Below are 20,638 nucleotides of genomic sequence, written 5' to 3'. Positions count from 1 at the left end.
AGGAGAAAAAGATGAGTAAAAAAGCATGGATTATCGGTGGTATAGCAGTTGTTGCGGTAATTGGGGCAACGATTATCGGGAGAAGTTTAGCTGGCGCTCCAGCCAAAGAGGGAGAAACAGCTTCATCTGGTGGGGTCATAACCTTGAAGGTTGCTCATACACAAAACTATGTTCCTTATGACTTTGTCAATGAAAAAGGGGAATCAGATGGTTATGAAGTAGCTGTTTTGAAGGCTGTTGATGAGAAGTTGGCAAACTATAAATTTGAATATACGGGTACCAGTGATGACGACCTCTTGATTGGTTTGGAATCAGGCAAGTATGACACTGGAACTAAGGGAGCTTGGTACACAGATGAACGAGCTAAAAAGTTTGTCATTCCATCTGAACCAGTCGGAGCGAGCATTATTGGATTTACTGTCAGAAAAGAAGATGAACAGAAATACAAAACCATTGATAACTTTGCTAAGAATAAAGGGAAATTGGTTCCCATCTCTCCACAGAATGCTCAATGGAATGTTATCACCAGCTACAATGAAAAACATCAGGATGCACCGATTGAGCTGACAGCAGCTGAATCCTTCAAAGTGGCAGATGCCTATGCCTGGGTCTTAGAAGGACGTTATGACGCCTTCTTTGATATCAAACTGTCCTTTGAAAAAGCAGTTACCGCAGAAGATGGCCCTTACCACCAATATGCGGATAAACTCAGCTGGTTCCCATATAAAGGCATTCCAACTTATCCCTTGATTCACCGTGATGAAAAGGGCGAGAAATTTGCTAAAGAATACGAAAAAGCAATCAAAGAGTTGAAAGAAGATGGCACGCTTGCTAAGCTATCTCAGCAATATTTCAAAGAAGATGTCTTTAGTTATGTAGACAAAGACTAGACCAGAAATTCCAAGACTAGAAAGGGTTTTGCATGGTTTCTTATGATTTTTCCAAGGTCTTTCAGTTTTTGCCGACCTTATGGCAGGCACTTCCTATGACCTTGTCCATTCTCTTTTTTACCACTCTTCTTGGTTCCCTTTTTGGAGGTCTCTTGGCCTGGGCGCAAGTGGGAGAAGACAAGAGTTTTGCAGCAATTTCCAAAGGCTATATCTTTACCCTTCGTTGTACACCACCGATTGTCTTGCTTTTTCTAGTCTTTTATGGCTTGCCAGAATTTCTGAAATGGTGGCTGGGTTTGGATATCAACAACTGGTCTAAAACTATTTTTGTTCTCTTGACGATGATTCTCTTGTTTGCGGCTATCGTTGCCGAGGTTTTCAAGGCGTCCTATCAAGCTATTCCAAAGGGGCAGACAGAGGCCGGGCTTAGTATTGGTTTGACTCCAAGTCAGACTTTTTGGAGAATCATTTTTCCCCAAGCTTTTCAGGTTGCTCTTCCCAATATAACGACCGCTATTCTCAATCTCATGCGGGATGCTGCCTTGGCCTATACGATTGGTTTCGTTGATGTCATGGGGGCAGGCAATCTCTTGATTAGTCGCAATTTAGGGAACTACTCTCTGGAAACCTATACGGCAGTTGCGCTTCTTTACTGGGGGATTGCCTTGGTTATTTCTAGCTTGAGTCATTTGCTTGAGAAGTCTTTGGAAACAAAAGGGAGGTAAGAAATGGACATAGACTATATTGTAAAGACCTTTCTGGAGACCTTGAAGGGTGTGCCAATCACCTTGATTATCATGATTGTGGCTATGGTCTTAAGCTTTTTACCGGCTCTATTTTTAGCCTTGGGGCAGATTTACAAGGTTCGAGGTGTGAGGAGTTTTTCTCTGGTCTATCTGGCTTTTATCCGAGCGACTCCTCCGATTTTATTGATTCTCTTCTTTTATAGTTTGTTTCCAAGTTTGCTGAATCAATTTCTCAAAAGCATAGGAAGTGACTTTGATATTTTCAAGCTTGATCCTCTCTACTATGCCTTTATCATTTATAGTTTGATGACAGTCGGGAGTTTATCGGAGATTTTGCGTTCAGCTATTTTGACGGTGGACAAGGGACAACTAGAGGCGGCGCATGCGATTGGACTGACTACGACCCAGGCCTATCTAAGGATTGTTTTTCCTCAAGCCTTGCGCTCAGCCTTGCCTAACTTGGCCAATCTGGTGATCAATATCGTCAAAGGGACCTCCCTGGTCTTTGTTATGACTATCAAGGATATCACTGCTATTGCCCGTGTGGAAGCGTCCTACGGTTACCAGTATTTTGAGTCTTATTTTGTGATCTTTTTGCAGTATATTTTGATCTGTGGTTTGATTCAGTGGGGCTTTTTCCTACTGGAAAAAGGCTATGTGAAAAAAGAAAAGAGAGCAAAAGCATCTAGCGCGCGTTTTGTATAGGAGGACAGGATGTTACAAGTAGAACATATCGCAAAAACATTTGGTGAGAGGCAGGTGCTGGAGGATGTCAATCTCCAGGTCAACCAAGGGGATGTCGTCGTTATTTTAGGACCATCAGGTTCGGGGAAAACGACCTTTCTCCGTTGCCTCAACCACTTAGAAAAAGCTGACAGTGGCACGTTGACCTTGGCAGGAAAGACCTATGACTTAGCTAAATTAAGCAAGAAAGACATTCTAGAAATTCGCCAAAAAACAGCCTTTGTTTTCCAACACTACAATCTCTTTGCAAATAAAACTGCTCTGGAAAATATTCTAGAAGGCCTAATCGTGGCTCGTAAAGTTCCCAAGGAAGAAGCGCTCAAACGTGCAGAATCTGCCTTGGAAAAAGTTGGTTTACTGGCCTATAAGGACTACTACCCTTCACAACTATCTGGAGGGCAACAACAACGAATAGGAATTGCGCGTGCCATTGCCGTCAAGCCCGAGGTGATTTTGCTAGATGAACCAACATCTGCACTAGACCCTGAGTTGGTTGGAGATGTTTTGGATGTTCTGAAACAGTTGGCGGGAGAAGGTGTGACCATGGTGGTCGTCACACATGAGATGGGATTTGCTAGGGATGTCGCTAACCACGTTATTTTCATGGATGGAGGCCGTATCGTAGAGGAGAATAATCCCCACGATTTCTTTAGTCGTCCACAAGAAGAACGAACCAAGCAGTTTCTGGCTCGTATCTTATCAGACGCTAGCTATAGTGTAGAATATATGATTTGATAGATAAGTGCATTATGAAAGTAACTTATGAGGCAAAGTTTCAATCTATAAACTATGGAAAAAGGTGTCAGCTTGAAATGACTTTCAGAAAAAGCTAGGTTTTAGACTTAGATTGGCTATTTGAGATGATTTGAGCTACTTTTCGTACACTCAAGTGGGCAATCTTATTTTAGATTTTTCATTTCTCAAAAAACTTAAGAAAAATTTAAGCTAGGAGGTGTATACTAAGCTCATAAGTTAAGAGAAACTTAACTTAAACTCCTAAAACTTTTTCATAATAATCTCCCTATAAAATTAAGTCGCCCAATCAGGTGACTTATTTTTTGTCTATCTGTAAGCAGGGGCAGTAACTTAGCAATAGAAGAATAGAGGGAAATATGGTATAATGAAACGATAGATTTTTGAATAGGAATAAGATCATGTTTGGATTTTTTAAGAAAGATAAAGCTGTAGAAGTTGAGGTTCCAACACAGGTTCCTGCTCACATTGGTATCATCATGGATGGGAATGGCCGCTGGGCTAAAAAACGGATGCAACCACGGGTTTTTGGTCATAAGGCAGGGATGGAAGCCCTCCAAAAGGTGACCAAGGCAGCTAACAAGATGGGAGTCAAGGTCATCACGGTTTATGCCTTTTCAACGGAAAACTGGACGCGTCCAGATCAAGAAGTCAAGTTTATCATGAACTTGCCAGTCGAGTTTTATGATAACTACGTCCCTGAATTGCATGCAAATAATGTTAAGATTCAGATGATTGGGGAGACAGACCGTCTGCCTAAGCCAACCTTTGAAGCTTTGAAAAAAGCAGAGGAATTGACCAAGAACAATACAGGATTGATTCTCAATTTTGCGCTTAACTATGGTGGTCGTGCTGAAATTACGCAGGCTTTTAAGAGCTTGGCTCAGGAAGTTCTAGATGCCAAAATCAATCCAGGTGATATTACAGAAGATATGATAGGGGATTATCTTTTCACACAACGCCTGCCAAAGGATTTGCGAGATCCTGATTTGATTATCCGTACGAGTGGTGAGTTGCGTTTGAGTAATTTCTTGCCATGGCAAGCAGCCTATAGTGAGCTTTACTTTACGGATACCTTGTGGCCTGATTTTGATGAAGCCTCTTTGAAGGCGGCTATTACAGCCTATAATCGTCGGAATCGCCGATTTGGAGGAGTTTAGGAGAAGATATGACCCAAGATTTACAAAAGAGAACATTGTTTGCGGTATTTGCCCTGGCCATTTTCCTTCCAGTATTGTTTGTGGGAGGACTCTTGTTGCAGATAGGCATTGGTTTGTTAGCGATGCTGGCTGTCCATGAACTCTTGCAGATGAAGGGACTAAAGACCATGACCATCGAGGGTGCCATGACTCTCTTTGCGACCTTTGCCCTCACAATCCCCTTAGAAAACTACCTAACTTTTTTGCCAGTTGATGGGAATGTGGTTGCCTATAGTGTTTTGATTACCATAATGCTAGGGACGACCGTTTTCAGTAAAAGCTATACGATTGAAGATGCTGCCTTTCCAATTGCTGTGAGCTTTTATGTTGGTTTTGGCTTTAACGCCTTACTAGATGCTCGGGTGGCAGGTTTTGACAAGGTGCTTCTGGCCCTCTTTATCGTCTGGGCAACAGATAGCGCAGCTTACCTGATAGGGATGAATTTTGGCAAGCATAAGTTGGCGCCAAGAGTTTCTCCCAATAAGAGCATTGAGGGCTTTATCGGTGGTATTCTAGGTGCGGTACTGGTAACAGCAATCTTCATGCTAGTAGACAGCACAGTTGCTCTCCCTTATGGGATTTATAGAATGGGCCTCTTTGCCGTCTTCTTCAGTGTGGCAGGTCAGTTTGGTGACTTGATTGAGAGTGCTATGAAACGCCATTTCGGTGTCAAGGATTCTGGGAAATTTATCCCAGGGCATGGTGGTGTGTTGGATCGTTTTGACAGTATGCTAGTTGTCTTTCCTATCATGCACTTGTTTGGCCTGTTTTAAAGAAAGGAATATTGAATGATTGGATTGCTAACCTTTATCCTAGTTTTTGGGATTATCGTGGTGGTGCATGAGTTTGGACATTTTTATTTTGCCAAGAAATCAGGCATTTTAGTCCGTGAGTTTGCTATTGGTATGGGCCCCAAGATTTTTGCCCATATCGGTAAGGACGGCACTGCTTATACCATTCGGATACTTCCTCTTGGAGGCTATGTTCGTATGGCTGGTTGGGGTGATGATGCGACAGAGATTAAGACAGGAACCCCGGTCAGTTTAACACTTGCAGAGGATGGTAAGGTCAAACGGATCAATCTATCTGGGAAGAAACTGGATCAAACAGCTCTCCCTATGCAGGTAACCCAGTTTGACTTTGAAGACAAGCTCTTCATTAAAGGTTTGGTCTTGGAAGAAGAAAAGACCTTTGCAGTGGATCACGATGCAACAGTTGTTGAGGCAGATGGAACCGAAGTGCGCATTGCCCCTCTGGATGTACAGTACCAAAATGCTTCTATCTGGGGTAAGCTCATCACCAACTTTGCAGGTCCTATGAATAACTTTATCTTAGGTGTTGTTGTTTTTTGGATCCTGATCTTTTTGCAGGGTGGTGTTAGAGATACTCAGACCAATCTCTTTCATGTCATGCCAGAGGGAGCTTTGGCTAAGGTGGGTGTGGCTGAAACAGCTCAAATTACCAAGGTCGGCTCGCATGAAGTTAAGAATTGGCAAGATTTGACCCAGGCTGTGGAAGCAGATACCAAGGACAAGACCGCTCCGACCTTAGATGTGATTATTTCTGAAAATGGTAGCGAAAAACAAGTTACTGTGACTCCAGAAGAGAATCAAGGACGCTATATTCTCGGGGTTCAACCGGGGGTCAAGTCAGACTTTCTATCCATGTTTGTTGGTGGATTTACAACTGCTGCTGACTCAGGGCTCCGTATCCTTTCAGCTCTGAAAAACTTGATTTTTCATCCAGATTTGAACAAACTCGGTGGTCCCGTTGCTATTTTTAAGGCAAGTAGCGATGCTGCTAAAAATGGAATTGAGAATGTCCTCTACTTCCTAGCCATGATTTCTATTAATATCGGGATTTTTAATTTGATTCCGATCCCGGCTTTGGATGGTGGAAAGATTGTGCTCAATATCCTAGAGGCTATCCGCCGGAAACCCCTTAAACAAGAAATTGAAACCTATGTCACCATGGCTGGTGTAGTTATCATGGTTGTCTTGATGCTAGCTGTGACCTGGAATGACATTATGCGACTCTTCTTTTAGATAATCGAGGAATATTATGAAACAAAGTAAAATGCTAATCCCTACGCTTCGTGAAATGCCAAGCGATGCTCAAGTTATCAGCCACGCCCTTATGTTGCGTGCTGGTTATGTTCGTCAAGTTTCTGCGGGAGTGTATTCTTACCTCCCACTTGCTAACCGTGTGATTGAAAAGGCTAAGAACATCATGCGCCAAGAGTTTGACAAGATTGGTGCGGTGGAAATGTTGGCGCCTGCCCTTCTCAGTGCCGATCTTTGGCGTGAATCAGGCCGTTATGAAACCTATGGTGAAGACCTTTATAAACTGAAAAACCGTGAAAAATCAGACTTTATCCTAGGTCCGACACACGAAGAGACATTTACAGCCATTGTTCGTGACTCTGTTAAGTCTTATAAGCAATTACCGCTTAATCTCTACCAAATCCAGCCTAAGTACCGTGATGAAAAACGTCCACGTAACGGCCTTCTCCGTACGCGTGAATTCATCATGAAAGACGGTTACAGTTTCCATGCCAACTATGACAGCTTGGATGTGACCTATGATGAGTACAAGGCTGCTTATGAACGCATCTTCACTCGCAGTGGCTTGGACTTTAAGGCTATCATCGGTGACGGCGGGGCTATGGGTGGTAAGGATAGCCAAGAATTTATGGCTATCACACCAGCTCGTACAGACCTTGACCGCTGGGTTGTCTTGGACAAGTCAGTTGCCTCATTTGATGAAATTCCTGCAGAGGTGCAAGAAGAAATCAAGGAAGAATTGCTCAAATGGATGGTTTCTGGTGAGGATACCATCGCCTACTCAAGTGAGTCTGGCTATGCGGCTAACTTGGAAATGGCAACAAACGAGTACAAACCAAGCAACCGTGTCGTTGCGGAAGAAGAAGTGACTCGTGTTGCAACACCAGGTGTTAAATCCATTGATGAAGTCGCAGCCTTCCTAAACGTCCCAGAAGAACAAACCATCAAAACTCTCTTTTACATGGCTGATGGGGAATTGGTTGCAGCTCTTCTAGTTGGAAATGACCAACTCAACGAAGTTAAGTTGAAGAACCATTTGGGAGCAGATTTCTTTGACGTTGCTAGCGAGGAAGAAGTCGCAAGTGTCATCCCAGCAGGCTTTGGTTCACTTGGTCCAGTTGGTTTGCCAGAAAATGTCAAAATCATTGCTGACCGTAAGGTGCAAGATGTTCGCAATGCTGTTGCTGGTGCCAACCAAGATGGCTACCACTTGACCGGTGTGAATCCAGGTCGTGACTTCACTGCAGAATATGTGGATATCCGCGAAGTGCGTGAGGGTGAAATCTCTCCAGACGGACAAGGTGTCCTTAACTTTGCCCGTGGTATCGAGATTGGTCATATTTTCAAACTCGGAACTCGCTACTCAGCAAGCATGGGTGCAGATGTTTTGGATGAAAATGGCCGTGCTGTGCCAATCATCATGGGTTGTTACGGTATCGGTGTTAGCCGTCTTCTCTCAGCAGTTATGGAACAACACGCTCGCCTCTTTGTTAACAAAACGCCAAAAGGTGAATACCGTTATGCTTGGGGAGTTAACTTCCCTAAAGAATTGGCGCCATTTGATGTGCATTTGATTACTGTCAATGTTAAAGATGAAGAAGCGCAAGCCTTGACAGAGAAACTTGAAGCAAGCTTGATGGACGCTGGTTACGAAGTCTTGACAGATGACCGTAACGAACGTGTCGGAGTGAAGTTTAGCGATAGCGACTTGATTGGGTTGCCAATCCGTATCACTGTTGGGAAGAAAGCAGCTGATGGTATCGTAGAGGTTAAAATCAAGGCAACTGGGGACACAATTGAAGTTCACGCAGACAACTTGCTCGAAACCCTTGAAATCCTAAGCAAGAAATAAAAACTATAATCAGAAGAAAAACAAGGCAAAAATGTAACTAGTTTTTACCTTGTTTTTTCTATATAATGGGGAAAATGAGTAAACGAAGAGGTAAAGCTATGCTAAAATTTCCAAAGGATTTTGTCTGGGGTTCCTCCACTTCTGGACCACAGACAGAAGGACGAGTGCTTGGTGATGGTAAAGGAGATAATCTCTGGGATTATTGGTATCAGGTGGAACCCAATCGCTACTACAATGGAATTGGACCTGACAAAACATCGACTTTTTACGAAAACTGGGAAAAGGATATTGAGCTTTTGGTAGAGACTGGGCATACAGCCTTCCGAACTTCTATCCAGTGGTCTCGCATTTTCCCACAGGGCCGTGGAGAGGTCAATTCGCAAGGGGTGGTTTTCTACCGTCAGGTCTTTGAAGCTATTAAGGCCAAGGGGATTCGTCTCTTAGTTAATCTCTATCACTTTGACCTGCCTTTTGCCCTCCAAGAAGATGGGGATGGTTGGGAAAATAAGACCACTATCAAGGCCTATGAAGACTATGCTCGTTTCTGTTTTGAGACCTATGGAGATTTGGTGGATCAATGGATTACTTTTAACGAGCCTATCGTTCCTGTGGAGTTTGGTTATTTCTATGATGCCCACTATCCTCACAAGGTAGATGCCAAAGCAGCGGTTAAGGTTGCCTATCATACGCAACTGGCTAGTAGTCTTGCGGTTAAGGCCTGTCATGAGATTTTGCCTGGCTCTAAGATTGGGATTGTTCTTAACTTAACGCCAGCTTATCCACGTAGCCAGCACCCTGCAGATGTCAAGGCTGCGCGCATTGCGGATCTCTTTCAAGCCCAATCTTTCCTAGATCCATCTGTCTTGGGGACTTATCCAGAGGAATTGGTGAAAATTTTGTCTGAGCATGATTTGCTGCCAGAGTATACAGCTGAGGAGTTGGAGCTTATTCGTCAGCATACAGTGGACTTTCTTGGAGTCAACTACTACCAGCCTTTGCGTGTTATGGCCCCTCGTTTTGCCAAGCATCCTGACAGCCCGCTTCTGCCTGAACATTTCTATGAGCCTTACGTCATGCCAGGTCGTAAGATCAATCCCCACCGTGGTTGGGAAATCTACGAGCAAGGGATTTATGATATTGCCCAAAATATCAAAGAAAATTATGGTAATATCGAGTGGATGTTGACAGAGAATGGCATGGGTGTTGAAGGTGAAGATAAATTCCGTGAGAATGGCATGATTCAAGACGACTATCGTATCGACTTTGTCAAAGGGCATTTGCGTGAACTCCATCGCGCTATCGAAGATGGTGCTAACTGTAAAGGTTACTTAATCTGGACCTTTATTGACTGCTGGTCATGGCTCAATAGCTATAAAAACCGCTATGGTTTGGTTGAGCTTGACTTGGAAACGCAAGAACGCCACCTGAAGAAATCAGGCCACTGGTTCAAAGAGCTCAGCGACAATAATGGATTTTAAGAATAAAAAGAGTGAGATGCCAAGTGAGATGTCATCTCACTTTTTAATATGTGACTATGGATCAGTATAGTTTTATCTACTACAAGTATGATAAAACCTTTCCATCTAAATCGCAAGGAAAATGGTACTAGCTATATATTTTCTTTAATTATGGTAAAATAGTAAGAGAATAATGTGAGGGAAATGAATGTCAAGTAAGTTTGAAATTTTAATGAATCAACTAGGAATCTCTGATCAGCTGAGACAGGATCCTGCTCTTATTGATGCAAGTATTGAGCGTGTTGTGGTTCATAAAATTAGTAAGGTATGGGAATTTCATTTTGTATTTTCTAAAATTTTACCTATCGAAATTTTTCTAGAGTTAAAGAAGGGGTTGAGTGAGGAATTTTCTAAGACAGGCAATCAAGCTGTTTTTGAAATCAAGGCTCTTTCTCAAGAATTTTCTAATGAACTCTTGCAGGCCTACTATAAGGAGGCTTTTTCTGAAGGTCCATGTGCTAGCCAAGGGTTTAAATCTCTTTACCAGAACCTGAAAGTTCGTGCGGAGGGTAATCAACTCTTTATTGAAGGTTCAGAGGCGATTGATAAGGAGCACTTTAAGAAGAATCACCTTCCTAATCTAGCAAAGCAACTTGAGAAATTTGGTTTCCCTGTTTTTGTTTGCCAAATAGAACAGAATGATGCCCTTACACAAGAGCAGCAGGAAGCCTTTCATGTGGAGAATGAGCAGATCGTTCAAGCTGCCAATGAAGAAGCTTTGCGGGCTATGGGGCAACTGGAACAAATGGCTCCTCCTCCAGTAGAAGAGAAACCAGCCTTTGATTTTCAGGCTAAAAAGGCTGCGGCCAAGCCAAAACTAGATAAGGCAGAAGTGACCCAGATGATTGATGTGACGACTGAGGAAAATCGTTTGGTCTTTGAAGGGGTCGTTTTTGATGTGGAGCATAAGGTAACCAGAACTGGTCGCGTTTTGATCAACTTTAAAATGACGGACTACACTTCAAGTTTTTCAATGCAAAAATGGGTTAAGAATGAAGAAGAAGCTCAGAAGTTTGACATCATTAAGAAAAATTCTTGGCTCCGAGTTCGTGGGAATGTGGAGATGAATAACTTCACACGCGATTTAACCATGAACGTGCAGGATGTGCAGGAAGTTGTTCACTATGAGCGGAAGGATTTGATGCCAGAAGGTGAGCGTCGGGTTGAGTTTCATGCTCATACTAATATGTCGACTATGGATGCTCTTCCTGAGGTAGAGGAGATTGTTGCGACAGCTGCTAAGTGGGGACACAAGGCGGTTGCCATTACGGATCATGGTAATGTTCAGTCCTTCCCACATGGCTATAAGGCGGCCAAGAAAGCTGGGATCCAGCTGATTTATGGAATGGAAGCTAATATCGTTGAAGACCGAGTTCCTATCGTTTACAACGAAGTGGAGATGGACTTGTCAGAAGCGACCTATGTAGTTTTTGACGTGGAAACGACAGGTCTTTCAGCCATCTATAATGACCTGATTCAGGTTGCGGCTTCTAAGATGTACAAGGGCAATGTCATTGCCGAATTTGATGAATTTATCAATCCTGGGCATTCCTTGTCAGCCTTTACTACTGAGTTGACTGGAATTACAGATGACCATGTCAAAAATGCTAAACCACTGGAACAAGTTTTGCAAGAATTCCAAGAATTCTGTAAGGATACGGTCCTAGTTGCCCACAATGCCACCTTTGACGTTGGCTTTATGAATGCCAACTATGAGCGCCATGGTCTGCCTAAGATTAGCCAGCCAGTCATTGATACGCTAGAGTTTGCTAGAAATCTCTACCCTGAGTATAAACGTCATGGTTTGGGCCCTTTGACCAAGCGCTTTGGAGTGGCTCTGGAGCACCACCACATGGCTAACTACGATGCGGAAGCTACTGGTCGTCTGCTTTTTATCTTTATTAAAGAGGTGGCAGAAAAACATGGTGTGACGGATTTGGCTAGGTTAAATATTGATCTAATCAGTCTAGATTCTTATAAAAAAGCTCGGATTAAACATGCGACCATTTATGTCAAGAATCAAGTTGGTTTAAAAAATATTTTTAAGCTGGTTTCTTTGTCTAACACCAAGTATTTTGAAGGGGTGCCACGGATTCCGAGAACGGTTCTAGATGCCCATCGGGAGGGCTTGATTTTGGGGTCGGCTTGCTCGGAGGGTGAAGTTTTTGACGCAGTCGTTTCCCAAGGTGTGGACGCGGCGGTTGAGGTGGCCAAGTATTATGACTTTATCGAGGTCATGCCACCAGCTATCTATGCTCCCTTGATTGCCAAGGAGCAGGTCAAGGATATGGAGGAACTCCAGACTATTATCAAGAGTTTGATAGAGGTTGGGGACCGTCTTGACAAGCCTGTTCTAGCTACGGGAAATGTCCACTATATCGAACCGGAAGAAGAGATTTACCGTGAAATTATTGTCCGTAGTTTGGGACAGGGGGCTATGATTAACCGGACCATTGGTCATGGCGAACATGCCCAGCCAGCTCCTTTGCCAAAGGCTCATTTTAGAACGACTAATGAGATGTTGGATGAATTTGCTTTCTTAGGAGAGGAGCTAGCACGCAAATTAGTCATTGAAAATCCCAATGCCTTGGCAGAAATTTTTGAGCCTGTTGAGGTCGTTAAGGGTGACTTGTACACGCCTTTCATCGACAAGGCTGAAGAAACGGTCGCTGAGCTAACCTATAAGAAAGCTTTTGAAATTTATGGAAATCCGCTGCCAGATATTGTTGATTTGCGGATTGAAAAAGAATTGACTTCTATTCTGGGGAATGGATTTGCCGTGATTTATCTGGCATCGCAGATGCTGGTGCAACGTTCCAATGAACGGGGCTACTTGGTTGGTTCTCGTGGGTCTGTTGGGTCCAGTTTTGTTGCGACCATGATTGGGATTACAGAGGTTAATCCTCTCTCTCCTCATTATGTTTGTGGTCAGTGTCAGTACAGCGAGTTTATCACGGATGGTTCTTACGGTTCAGGTTTTGATATGCCCAATAAGGATTGTCCAAAGTGTGGCCATAAACTCAGCAAAAATGGGCAGGATATTCCGTTTGAGACCTTCCTTGGTTTTGATGGGGACAAGGTTCCCGATATTGACTTGAACTTCTCGGGAGAAGACCAGCCTAGCGCTCACTTGGATGTGCGTGATATCTTTGGTGAAGAATATGCCTTCCGTGCAGGAACGGTTGGTACAGTTGCTGCTAAGACTGCCTATGGATTTGTCAAGGGCTATGAGCGGGACTATGGGAAGTTTTATCGTGATGCAGAGGTGGAGCGTCTTGCTCAAGGTGCGGCTGGTGTTAAGCGGACTACAGGACAACATCCAGGAGGAATTGTTGTTATTCCTAACTACATGGATGTCTACGACTTTACGCCTGTTCAGTATCCAGCGGATGACGTGACGGCTGAATGGCAGACGACTCACTTTAACTTCCATGATATCGATGAGAATGTCCTCAAACTCGATGTACTGGGGCATGATGATCCGACCATGATTCGGAAATTACAGGACTTGTCTGGGATTGACCCTAATGAAATCCCTATGGATGACGAAGGTGTCATGGCCCTCTTTTCTGGAACTGATGTGCTAGGTGTGACGCCTGAGCAAATCGGTACGCCGACGGGTATGCTGGGGATTCCAGAATTCGGAACCAACTTTGTACGTGGGATGGTTGATGAAACGCATCCAACGACCTTTGCGGAATTGCTTCAGTTGTCTGGATTGTCCCACGGTACTGATGTGTGGTTGGGAAATGCTCAGGATTTGATCAAGCAAGGAATTGCGGACCTATCAACCGTTATCGGTTGTCGGGACGACATCATGGTTTACCTCATGCATGCGGGTCTTGAACCTAAGATGGCCTTTACCATCATGGAACGGGTACGTAAGGGCTTGTGGTTGAAGATCTCCGAAGAGGAGAGAAATGGCTATATCGAAGCCATGAAGGCCAATAAGGTGCCAGAGTGGTATATCGAATCTTGTGGAAAAATCAAGTATATGTTCCCTAAGGCCCATGCGGCAGCCTACGTTATGATGGCCTTGCGTGTAGCCTACTTCAAGGTTCACCATCCCATTTATTATTACTGTGCTTACTTCTCTATCCGCGCCAAGGCCTTTGATATCAAGACCATGGGTGCCGGCTTGGATGCCATCAAGCGTAGAATGGAAGAGATCGCTGAAAAACGGAAGAATAATGAAACCTCTAATGTGGAAATTGACCTCTATACAACTCTTGAGATTGTCAATGAAATGTGGGAACGTGGTTTCAAGTTTGGTAAACTCGATCTCTACCGTAGTCAGGCGACAGAGTTCCTCATTGATGGGGATACCCTCATTCCACCATTTGTAGCAATGGATGGTCTGGGAGAGAACGTTGCTAAGCAGTTGGTGCGAGCGCGTGAAGAGGGTGAGTTCCTCTCTAAGACAGAACTGCGCAAACGTGGTGGCCTCTCATCAACCTTGGTTGAAAAGATGGATGAAATGGGGATTCTCGGCAATATGCCAGAGGATAATCAGTTGAGTTTGTTTGATGAGTTGTTTTAAGAATTAGAAGGGAGAACATCTTTATGAAACTTAGAATCTTTGCAGAAGATAAACCAGCTGAAAAGGTTTTTGATTATCAGCTAGAGCTTGCAGATGAAACAATTATTCTATCGACAGCGCTCTTGTCTGGTGCCATTGCTTTAGCAGGATTGTTTTCTGCTTTGAAGGAAAAATAGAAAAGGAAGAATAGAATGGTTTTACCAAATTTTAAAGAAAATCTAGAAAAATATGCGAAATTATTGGTTGCGAATGGAATCAACGTGCAACCTGGTCACACTTTGGCTCTTTCTATCGATGTGGAGCAACGTGAGTTGGCGCATTTGATCGTGAAAGAAGCCTATGCCTTGGGTGCTCATGAGGTCATCGTTCAGTGGATAGATGATGTGATCAACCGAGAGAAATTCCTCCACGCGCCGATGGAGCGCTTGGACAATGTGCCAGAATACAAGATTGCTGAGATGAACTACCTCTTGGAAAACAAGGCTAGCCGTCTTGGTGTCCGTTCTTCTGATCCAGGTGCTTTGAACGGAGTGGATGCGGACAAGCTTTCAGCTTCTGCTAAAGCTATGGGACTTGCGATGAAGCCAATGCGTATCGCAACGCAATCCAACAAGGTTAGCTGGACTGTAGCAGCCGCTGCTGGACTCGAGTGGGCTAAGAAGGTCTTTCCAAATGCTGCAAGCGATGAAGAAGCAGTTGATCTCCTTTGGGATCAAATCTTCAAGACTTGCCGTGTCTACGAAGAAGATCCCGTTAAGGCTTGGGAAGAACACGCTGCTATCCTCAAGAGCAAGGCTCAAATGCTCAATAAAGAACAATTCTCAGCCCTTCACTACACAGCGCCAGGAACAGATTTGACACTTGGTTTGCCGAAAAACCACGTTTGGGAATCAGCTGGTGCTATCAATGCACAGGGAGAAGGATTCTTACCAAATATGCCAACAGAAGAAGTCTTTACGGCTCCTGACTTCCGTCGTGCAGATGGCTATGTCACTTCTACAAAACCACTTAGCTATAACGGAAATATCATCGAAGGCATTAAGGTGACCTTTAAGGATGGTCAAATCGTAGATATCACTGCTGAGAAGGGTGATCAGGTCATGAAAGACCTTGTTTTTGAAAATGCTGGCGCGCGTGCCTTGGGTGAATGTGCCTTGGTACCAGATCCAAGTCCAATTTCTCAGTCAGGTATTACCTTCTTTAATACCCTTTTCGATGAAAATGCGTCAAACCACTTGGCTATCGGTGCTGCCTATGCGACTAGCGTTGTTGGTGGTGCAGAGATGAGCGAAGAAGAGCTTGAAGCTGCGGGACTTAACCGTTCAGATGTTCACGTGGATTTTATGATTGGTTCGAATCAAATGGATATCGATGGTATCCGTGAGGATGGAACACGCGTACCACTCTTCCGCAATGGAGACTGGGCTATTTAAGGAGTTACAATGCTTGGAAGTATGTTTGTTGGTCTCCTAGTGGGACTCTTAGCAGGTGCTTTGACCAATCGCGGAGAAAGCATGGGATGCTTTGGGAAAATGTTTCTCGGCTGGATTGGTGCTTCTTTGGGGCACCTGCTCTTTGGGACTTGGGGTCCAAACCTAGCGGGGATAGCTATTGTTCCAGCTGTTTTGGGTGCTATGGTTGTCTTAGCTATTTTCTGGAGACGAGGAAGTTAGTTTCTTGAAAAATTAGAAAAAAGGAGGTTGGTCACTTGGGCCAGCCTCCTTTTGAGTATGATATAATAGTTCTATGAGATTAGATAAATTTTTAGTTGCCTGTGCTGTGGGGAGTCGAACTGAGGTCAAAAACTTGCTCAAGGCTGGGCGCGTGACGGTAAATGGTAAAAAAGAAAAATCAGCTAAACTGCAGATCAATGAGGAAAGAGATGAGATTCGCTTTGATGGCCAAGTGCTAGAGTACGAGGAGTTTGTCTACTACATGATGAACAAGCCCCAAGGAGTTATTTCAGCGACTGAAGATTCCAAGCATAGAACGGTTCTAGACTTGTTGGATGACTTGGCACGGACCAAGGAAGTTTTTCCAGTGGGGCGATTGGACATCGATACGCATGGTCTCCTGCTCTTGACTAATGATGGTCAGCTGGCCCATGCTCTTCTTTCACCTAAGCGTCATGTGGATAAGACTTATCTGGCACAAGTCAAGGGAATTATGACTCAAGAAGATGTAGAGACATTTGCCAAGGGCATTTCGCTCAAGGATTTTACCTGTCAGCCGGCTAAACTGGAGCTTGTATCGGTAGATCCAGAAAAAAATCAAAGTTTGGTTCGTGTGACCATTGCAGAAGGGAAGTTTCATCAAATCAAACGTATGGTAGCCTACTGTGGCAAGGAAGTAATAGACCTGCAACGTTTGACTATGGGAACTCTGATTTTAGACGAGAACTTAGAACGAGGAGAATGGCGTCGCTTGACCAAGGAGGAGTTAGAGGAGCTCCTTGCTAGTATTGCTTAAGTTAATTTATTTTAGTAAAAAGGTGAGGAGAATGTTCCTGCCTTTTTCGTTTTTCAGTTGCTTCATTTGTGAAAAGAGTTATAATAGACAGTAGAATAAAAGGAGGAATCTATGAACGCGATTCAAGAATCATTTACGGATCAACTATTTGCCAACTATGAAGCAAATGTAAAATACCAAGCTATCGAAAATGCTGCAAGCCATAACGGCATTTTTGCAGCCCTAGAACGTCGTCAAAGCCATGTAGACAATACACCTGTTTTCTCATTGGATTTGACCAAGGACAAGGTTACCAACCAGAAAGCCTCTGGTCGTTGCTGGATGTTTGCAGCTCTCAACACCTTCCGCCACAAACTCATCTCTCAATACAAACTGGAGAACTTTGAGTTGTCACAAGCCCACACTTTCTTCTGGGACAAGTATGAAAAATCTAACTGGTTCTTAGAGCAAGTCATTGCGACTGCAGAACAAGAATTGACGAGTCGCAAGGTTAGCTTCCTACTCCAAACGCCTCAACAAGACGGTGGACAGTGGGATATGGTCGTTGCCCTCTTTGAGAAATACGGTGTCGTTCCTAAGTCTGTTTATCCTGAGTCAGTTTCATCTAGCAACAGCCGTGAGCTCAATGCCATCCTTAACAAATTGCTTCGTCAAAATGCTCAAATCTTGCGTGACTTGCTTGCTTCTGGTGCAGACCAAGCAACTGTTCAAGCTAAGAAAGAAGACCTCTTGCAAGAAATCTTTAACTTCCTTGCCATGTCTTTGGGTCTTCCACCACGTAAGTTTGACTTTGCTTATCGTGACAAGGATGATAACTACCAAAGCGAAAAGGGGATCACACCACAAGAGTTTTACAAGAAATATGTCAATCTTCCTCTAGAAGATTATGTTTCTGTTATCAATGCTCCAACTGCTGATAAACCTTATGGCAAATCTTACACAGTTGAGATGTTAGGAAATGTGGTTGGTAGTCGTGCAGTTCGCTACATCAACGTTCCAATGGAGCGCTTGAAAGAATTGGCAATTGCCCAAATGCAAACAGGAGAAACTGTTTGGTTTGGTTCTGATGTCGGCCAACTCAGCAACCGTAAAGCAGGAATCCTTGCGACAGATGTTTATGATTTTGAATCAAGCATGGATATTCAACTGACTCAAGACAAGGCTGGACGTTTGGACTACAGCGAAAGCTTGATGACCCACGCCATGGTCTTGACAGGTGTGGACTTGGACGAAAATGGCAAATCAATCAAGTGGAAGGTTGAAAACTCATGGGGAGACAAGGTTGGTACAGATGGTTACTTTGTTGCCTCAGACGCTTGGATGGACGAATATACTTACCAAATCGTTGTCCGTAAAGAATTACTGACAGCAGAGGAACAAGCTGCCTATGAAGCAGAACCAATTGTACTCGCACCTTGGGATCCAATGGGTGCCTTGGCAGAATAAAGCATAGCGAAAAGAGGTTAGGGAAATCCTAGCCTCCTTTTTTTCAAGTAGCTCCTTAAAGTGGCGATAGATGATGCTTATCAAGTAAGTCTTTTTTAGTTTGAGTCTTTAAGTGACAGAGGAAAAGATATGTGTTATTATAGTAGTACAAAAGGATATCGGAGTAGAAATGAAGTATTTAAGTAGCCAAGACATCAAGGATCGTCAACGAAACATCAGCGATATTAAACCCTACAAAACAAGCAAGGAAATTGTCGTTTCAAATATCTTTACCTTCTTTAATGCCATGAACTTGGCTCTGGCAGTTCTAGTAGCCACAACCTTGCGATTTGAAAATATGCTCTTTTTAGGTGTGATTGCTATCAATACAGCCATCGGGATTTTCCAAGAAGTACGTTCAAAAAATGCTTTAGAAAAACTAAGTTTGCTTGGTGAAAGCAAATACAGGGTCAATCGAGATGGTCAAACGATTGAGATTGCTCCAGAGGACATCGTTCTAGGCGAGTATCTGCATCTCAATCTGGGAGATCAGGTGCCTGTAGATGCAGAGGTACTTGAAGGGAATATTGAAGTAGATGAGTCCTTGCTGACGGGTGAGAGTGATTCAGTCTTTAAAACAGTTGGTGACAAGCTGATGAGCGGAAGCAATGTCGTCAGCGGTACTTGTCTGGTTACGGCGACGGCGGTCGGTCCCGATAGTTATATCAACAAACTCGCAAAATCCAGCAAGAAATTCAAAAAATACCCTTCTCAACTGCGCGACTACATGGATAAGATTTTAAAAATCGTCTCTATCTTGCTGTTGCCAGTTGCCATTCTGCTCTATGTCAGAGGTTTTAGTCTAGGGCGGTCTTATGTTGAGATTGTCTTGGGAAGTTCTGGTGCTCTGGTCGGTATGATTCCAGAGGGTTTGATTCTCCTGGTCAGTGTGTCCCTAGCGGTAGCGGCCATGAAGTTGGCTAAAAAGAAGGTTCTGGTGCAGGAGCTATACTGTGTGGAAACCTTGGCGCGTGTAGATGTTCTTTGTTTTGATAAGACTGGAACCATCACGACTGGTAATATGAAGGTCCAAGAAATGGATGCTAATGTAGCAGAGAAACTATCTTCTTATCTGGCTTATTTCGAGGATGAAAATGCGACGTCGCGAGCTCTGAAGACTTACTTAACCCGTGAGAAAAAATGGGAAGTTCAAGAAGTTGGTGCCTTTTCAAGCAAAAACAAGTATTCCTTTGTCCAAGTTAAAGATGGAGGAACTTACTTTTTCGGTGCTTATGAGTTTCTCGGCTTTACCCAAGCGATGGATCCTTACTATGAGCATCTAAAACAGCAAGGTTATCGAATCTTATCGCTTGCTCATAGCAAGGACCAGATCACGACTCCAGCCAATATGGAACTACTAGGCCATGTCGTTCTGTCAGATGAGATTAAGGACAATACCAAGGAAACCTTTGACTATTTCGAGTCACAAGGTGTTGAAGTGAAGATTATCAGTGGGGATAATCATGTGGCTGTATATGGGGTTGCTCGTAAGGCAGGTTTTAAAGAAGAAGCCCGTGCGATTGATATGACCAAGGTGAGTGATGAGGACTTTGAAAGAGTGGTCTTGGAACACGATATCTTTGGTCGGGTGACACCTGAACAGAAAGAAAAGATGGTGACTATTTTGCAAAAGGCTGGTAAAACAGTTGCCATGAGCGGTGACGGGGTCAATGATGTTCTGGCTCTCAAGAAAGCAGATATCAGTTTTGCTATGAATGGTGCTACCAGCGCAGCCAAAAGTGTATCCAATATTGTTTTTCTCACAGATGACTTTGCAGTATTTTATGATATCTTGATGGAAGGACGCCGTGTCATCAATAACATCCAAAAGGTCGCCTCTCTCTTTCTAACAAAGACCTTCTTCTCCATCGTTTTTGCCATTTTGAGTGTGATCTTTGGTTTGGAATTTGCCTTTATCCCCATTCAGTTTACAATCATTTCAGCCATTACGATTGGGATTCCATCCTTCTTCCTGACTTTTGAGTCCAATAAAGAAAAGGTTAGCACTCACTTTATGAGAGATATCCTAACCAACGCGGCGATTGGTGGTGGCGTTCTGGTTGCTAGTGTTCTTTTGACCAATTTCTTTATCACTGTCCCAGGTCAGGTCAAATTTATTTGCTTCCTCCTTGCTTTGATCAATGGTCTGTGTCTAGTTGCCAAGGTCAGCATTCCCTTTAATCGATACAAACTAGTCTTGCTCACGTTTTTGAGCCTTGCAGCCCTTGTTGGCGTACTTGCCAATACTTTTATCCTGCGAGGAGCTTTTGTGCCTCTAGAAACCACTCAAGTACTCTATGTAGCCATCCTAGCAGTGGTGATTGGGAGCCTCCATTATCTGACTAGAAGAAAAAGTTGATACACAAAAAGAATCAGGATT

At 43.6% G+C, this 20,638-nt stretch carries 16 protein-coding genes; all 16 read left to right on the top strand.

The annotated features are described in order from the left end of the window. The first annotated feature begins 11 nt into the window (after positions 1 to 11). The 16 genes from D8862_RS04285 to D8862_RS04210 all read left to right on the top strand — a co-directional run bounded on the left by D8862_RS04285 (position 12) and on the right by D8862_RS04210 (position 20,617). Positions 12 to 890: a transporter substrate-binding domain-containing protein gene (locus D8862_RS04285; RefSeq protein ID WP_125448841.1), complete on the top strand. Its 879-nt coding sequence runs from the start codon at positions 12 to 14 to the stop codon at positions 888 to 890. A 32-nt stretch (positions 891 to 922) separates the two neighbouring features. Further along, complete coding sequence (locus tag D8862_RS04280) at positions 923 to 1,615, top strand: amino acid ABC transporter permease (RefSeq protein WP_125448839.1); 693 nt, start codon at positions 923 to 925, stop codon at positions 1,613 to 1,615. A gap of 3 nt (positions 1,616 to 1,618) precedes the next feature. Next, positions 1,619 to 2,341 carry an amino acid ABC transporter permease gene (locus tag D8862_RS04275; protein ID WP_125448837.1) on the top strand — a complete coding sequence of 241 codons (723 nt, stop codon included), beginning with the start codon at positions 1,619 to 1,621 and terminating at the stop codon, positions 2,339 to 2,341. A 9-nt stretch (positions 2,342 to 2,350) separates the two neighbouring features. Continuing rightward, entirely contained in the window at positions 2,351 to 3,115 is a 765-nt protein-coding gene (locus D8862_RS04270) for an amino acid ABC transporter ATP-binding protein (RefSeq protein WP_000942258.1), read from the top strand. A gap of 419 nt (positions 3,116 to 3,534) precedes the next feature. Beyond that, positions 3,535 to 4,293, top strand: coding sequence for an isoprenyl transferase (locus tag D8862_RS04265; RefSeq protein ID WP_125448835.1), 759 nt, complete (start codon positions 3,535 to 3,537; stop codon positions 4,291 to 4,293). 8 nt (positions 4,294 to 4,301) lie between these two features. Beyond that, positions 4,302 to 5,105: a phosphatidate cytidylyltransferase gene (locus tag D8862_RS04260; RefSeq protein WP_125448833.1), complete on the top strand. Its 804-nt coding sequence runs from the start codon at positions 4,302 to 4,304 to the stop codon at positions 5,103 to 5,105. Positions 5,106 to 5,120: 15 nt separating this feature from the next. After that, positions 5,121 to 6,377, top strand: a complete 1,257-nt coding sequence (gene rseP, locus D8862_RS04255) for an RIP metalloprotease RseP (RefSeq protein WP_125448831.1) — start codon at positions 5,121 to 5,123, stop codon at positions 6,375 to 6,377. 16 nt (positions 6,378 to 6,393) lie between these two features. Then, the gene (locus D8862_RS04250; RefSeq protein WP_084945747.1) at positions 6,394 to 8,247 is read left to right on the top strand and encodes a proline--tRNA ligase; all 1,854 of its coding nucleotides are present in this window, start codon (positions 6,394 to 6,396) and stop codon (positions 8,245 to 8,247) included. A 98-nt stretch (positions 8,248 to 8,345) separates the two neighbouring features. Further along, entirely contained in the window at positions 8,346 to 9,725 is a 1,380-nt protein-coding gene (locus D8862_RS04245; protein WP_125448829.1) for a glycoside hydrolase family 1 protein, read from the top strand. A 187-nt stretch (positions 9,726 to 9,912) separates the two neighbouring features. Next, positions 9,913 to 14,304, top strand: a complete 4,392-nt coding sequence (locus D8862_RS04240) for a PolC-type DNA polymerase III (protein ID WP_125448827.1) — start codon at positions 9,913 to 9,915, stop codon at positions 14,302 to 14,304. 23 nt (positions 14,305 to 14,327) lie between these two features. Then, positions 14,328 to 14,480 (top strand): hypothetical protein, encoded by a 153-nt coding sequence (locus D8862_RS04235; RefSeq protein ID WP_000776617.1) that lies wholly within the window; start codon positions 14,328 to 14,330, stop codon positions 14,478 to 14,480. A gap of 15 nt (positions 14,481 to 14,495) precedes the next feature. Beyond that, positions 14,496 to 15,737, top strand: coding sequence for an aminopeptidase (locus tag D8862_RS04230; protein WP_125448825.1), 1,242 nt, complete (start codon positions 14,496 to 14,498; stop codon positions 15,735 to 15,737). A 9-nt stretch (positions 15,738 to 15,746) separates the two neighbouring features. Further along, positions 15,747 to 15,977: a GlsB/YeaQ/YmgE family stress response membrane protein gene (locus D8862_RS04225; RefSeq protein ID WP_000901578.1), complete on the top strand. Its 231-nt coding sequence runs from the start codon at positions 15,747 to 15,749 to the stop codon at positions 15,975 to 15,977. A 73-nt stretch (positions 15,978 to 16,050) separates the two neighbouring features. Continuing rightward, positions 16,051 to 16,773, top strand: a complete 723-nt coding sequence (locus D8862_RS04220) for a pseudouridine synthase (RefSeq protein WP_125448823.1) — start codon at positions 16,051 to 16,053, stop codon at positions 16,771 to 16,773. Between the two features lie 111 nt (positions 16,774 to 16,884). Beyond that, entirely contained in the window at positions 16,885 to 18,219 is a 1,335-nt protein-coding gene (gene pepC / locus D8862_RS04215; protein WP_125448821.1) for an aminopeptidase C, read from the top strand. A gap of 169 nt (positions 18,220 to 18,388) precedes the next feature. Continuing rightward, positions 18,389 to 20,617: an HAD-IC family P-type ATPase gene (locus D8862_RS04210; protein WP_125448819.1), complete on the top strand. Its 2,229-nt coding sequence runs from the start codon at positions 18,389 to 18,391 to the stop codon at positions 20,615 to 20,617. Positions 20,618 to 20,638 lie beyond the last annotated feature (21 nt).

Origin of the sequence: Streptococcus oralis (assembly GCF_003942585.1) — a bacterium.
In the GTDB taxonomy this organism is placed as follows: Bacteria; Bacillota; Bacilli; order Lactobacillales; family Streptococcaceae; genus Streptococcus; species Streptococcus oralis_BE.
The sequence above is the reverse complement of the archived record's forward strand: the minus strand, read 5'-3'. Positions and strand labels throughout refer to the sequence as shown.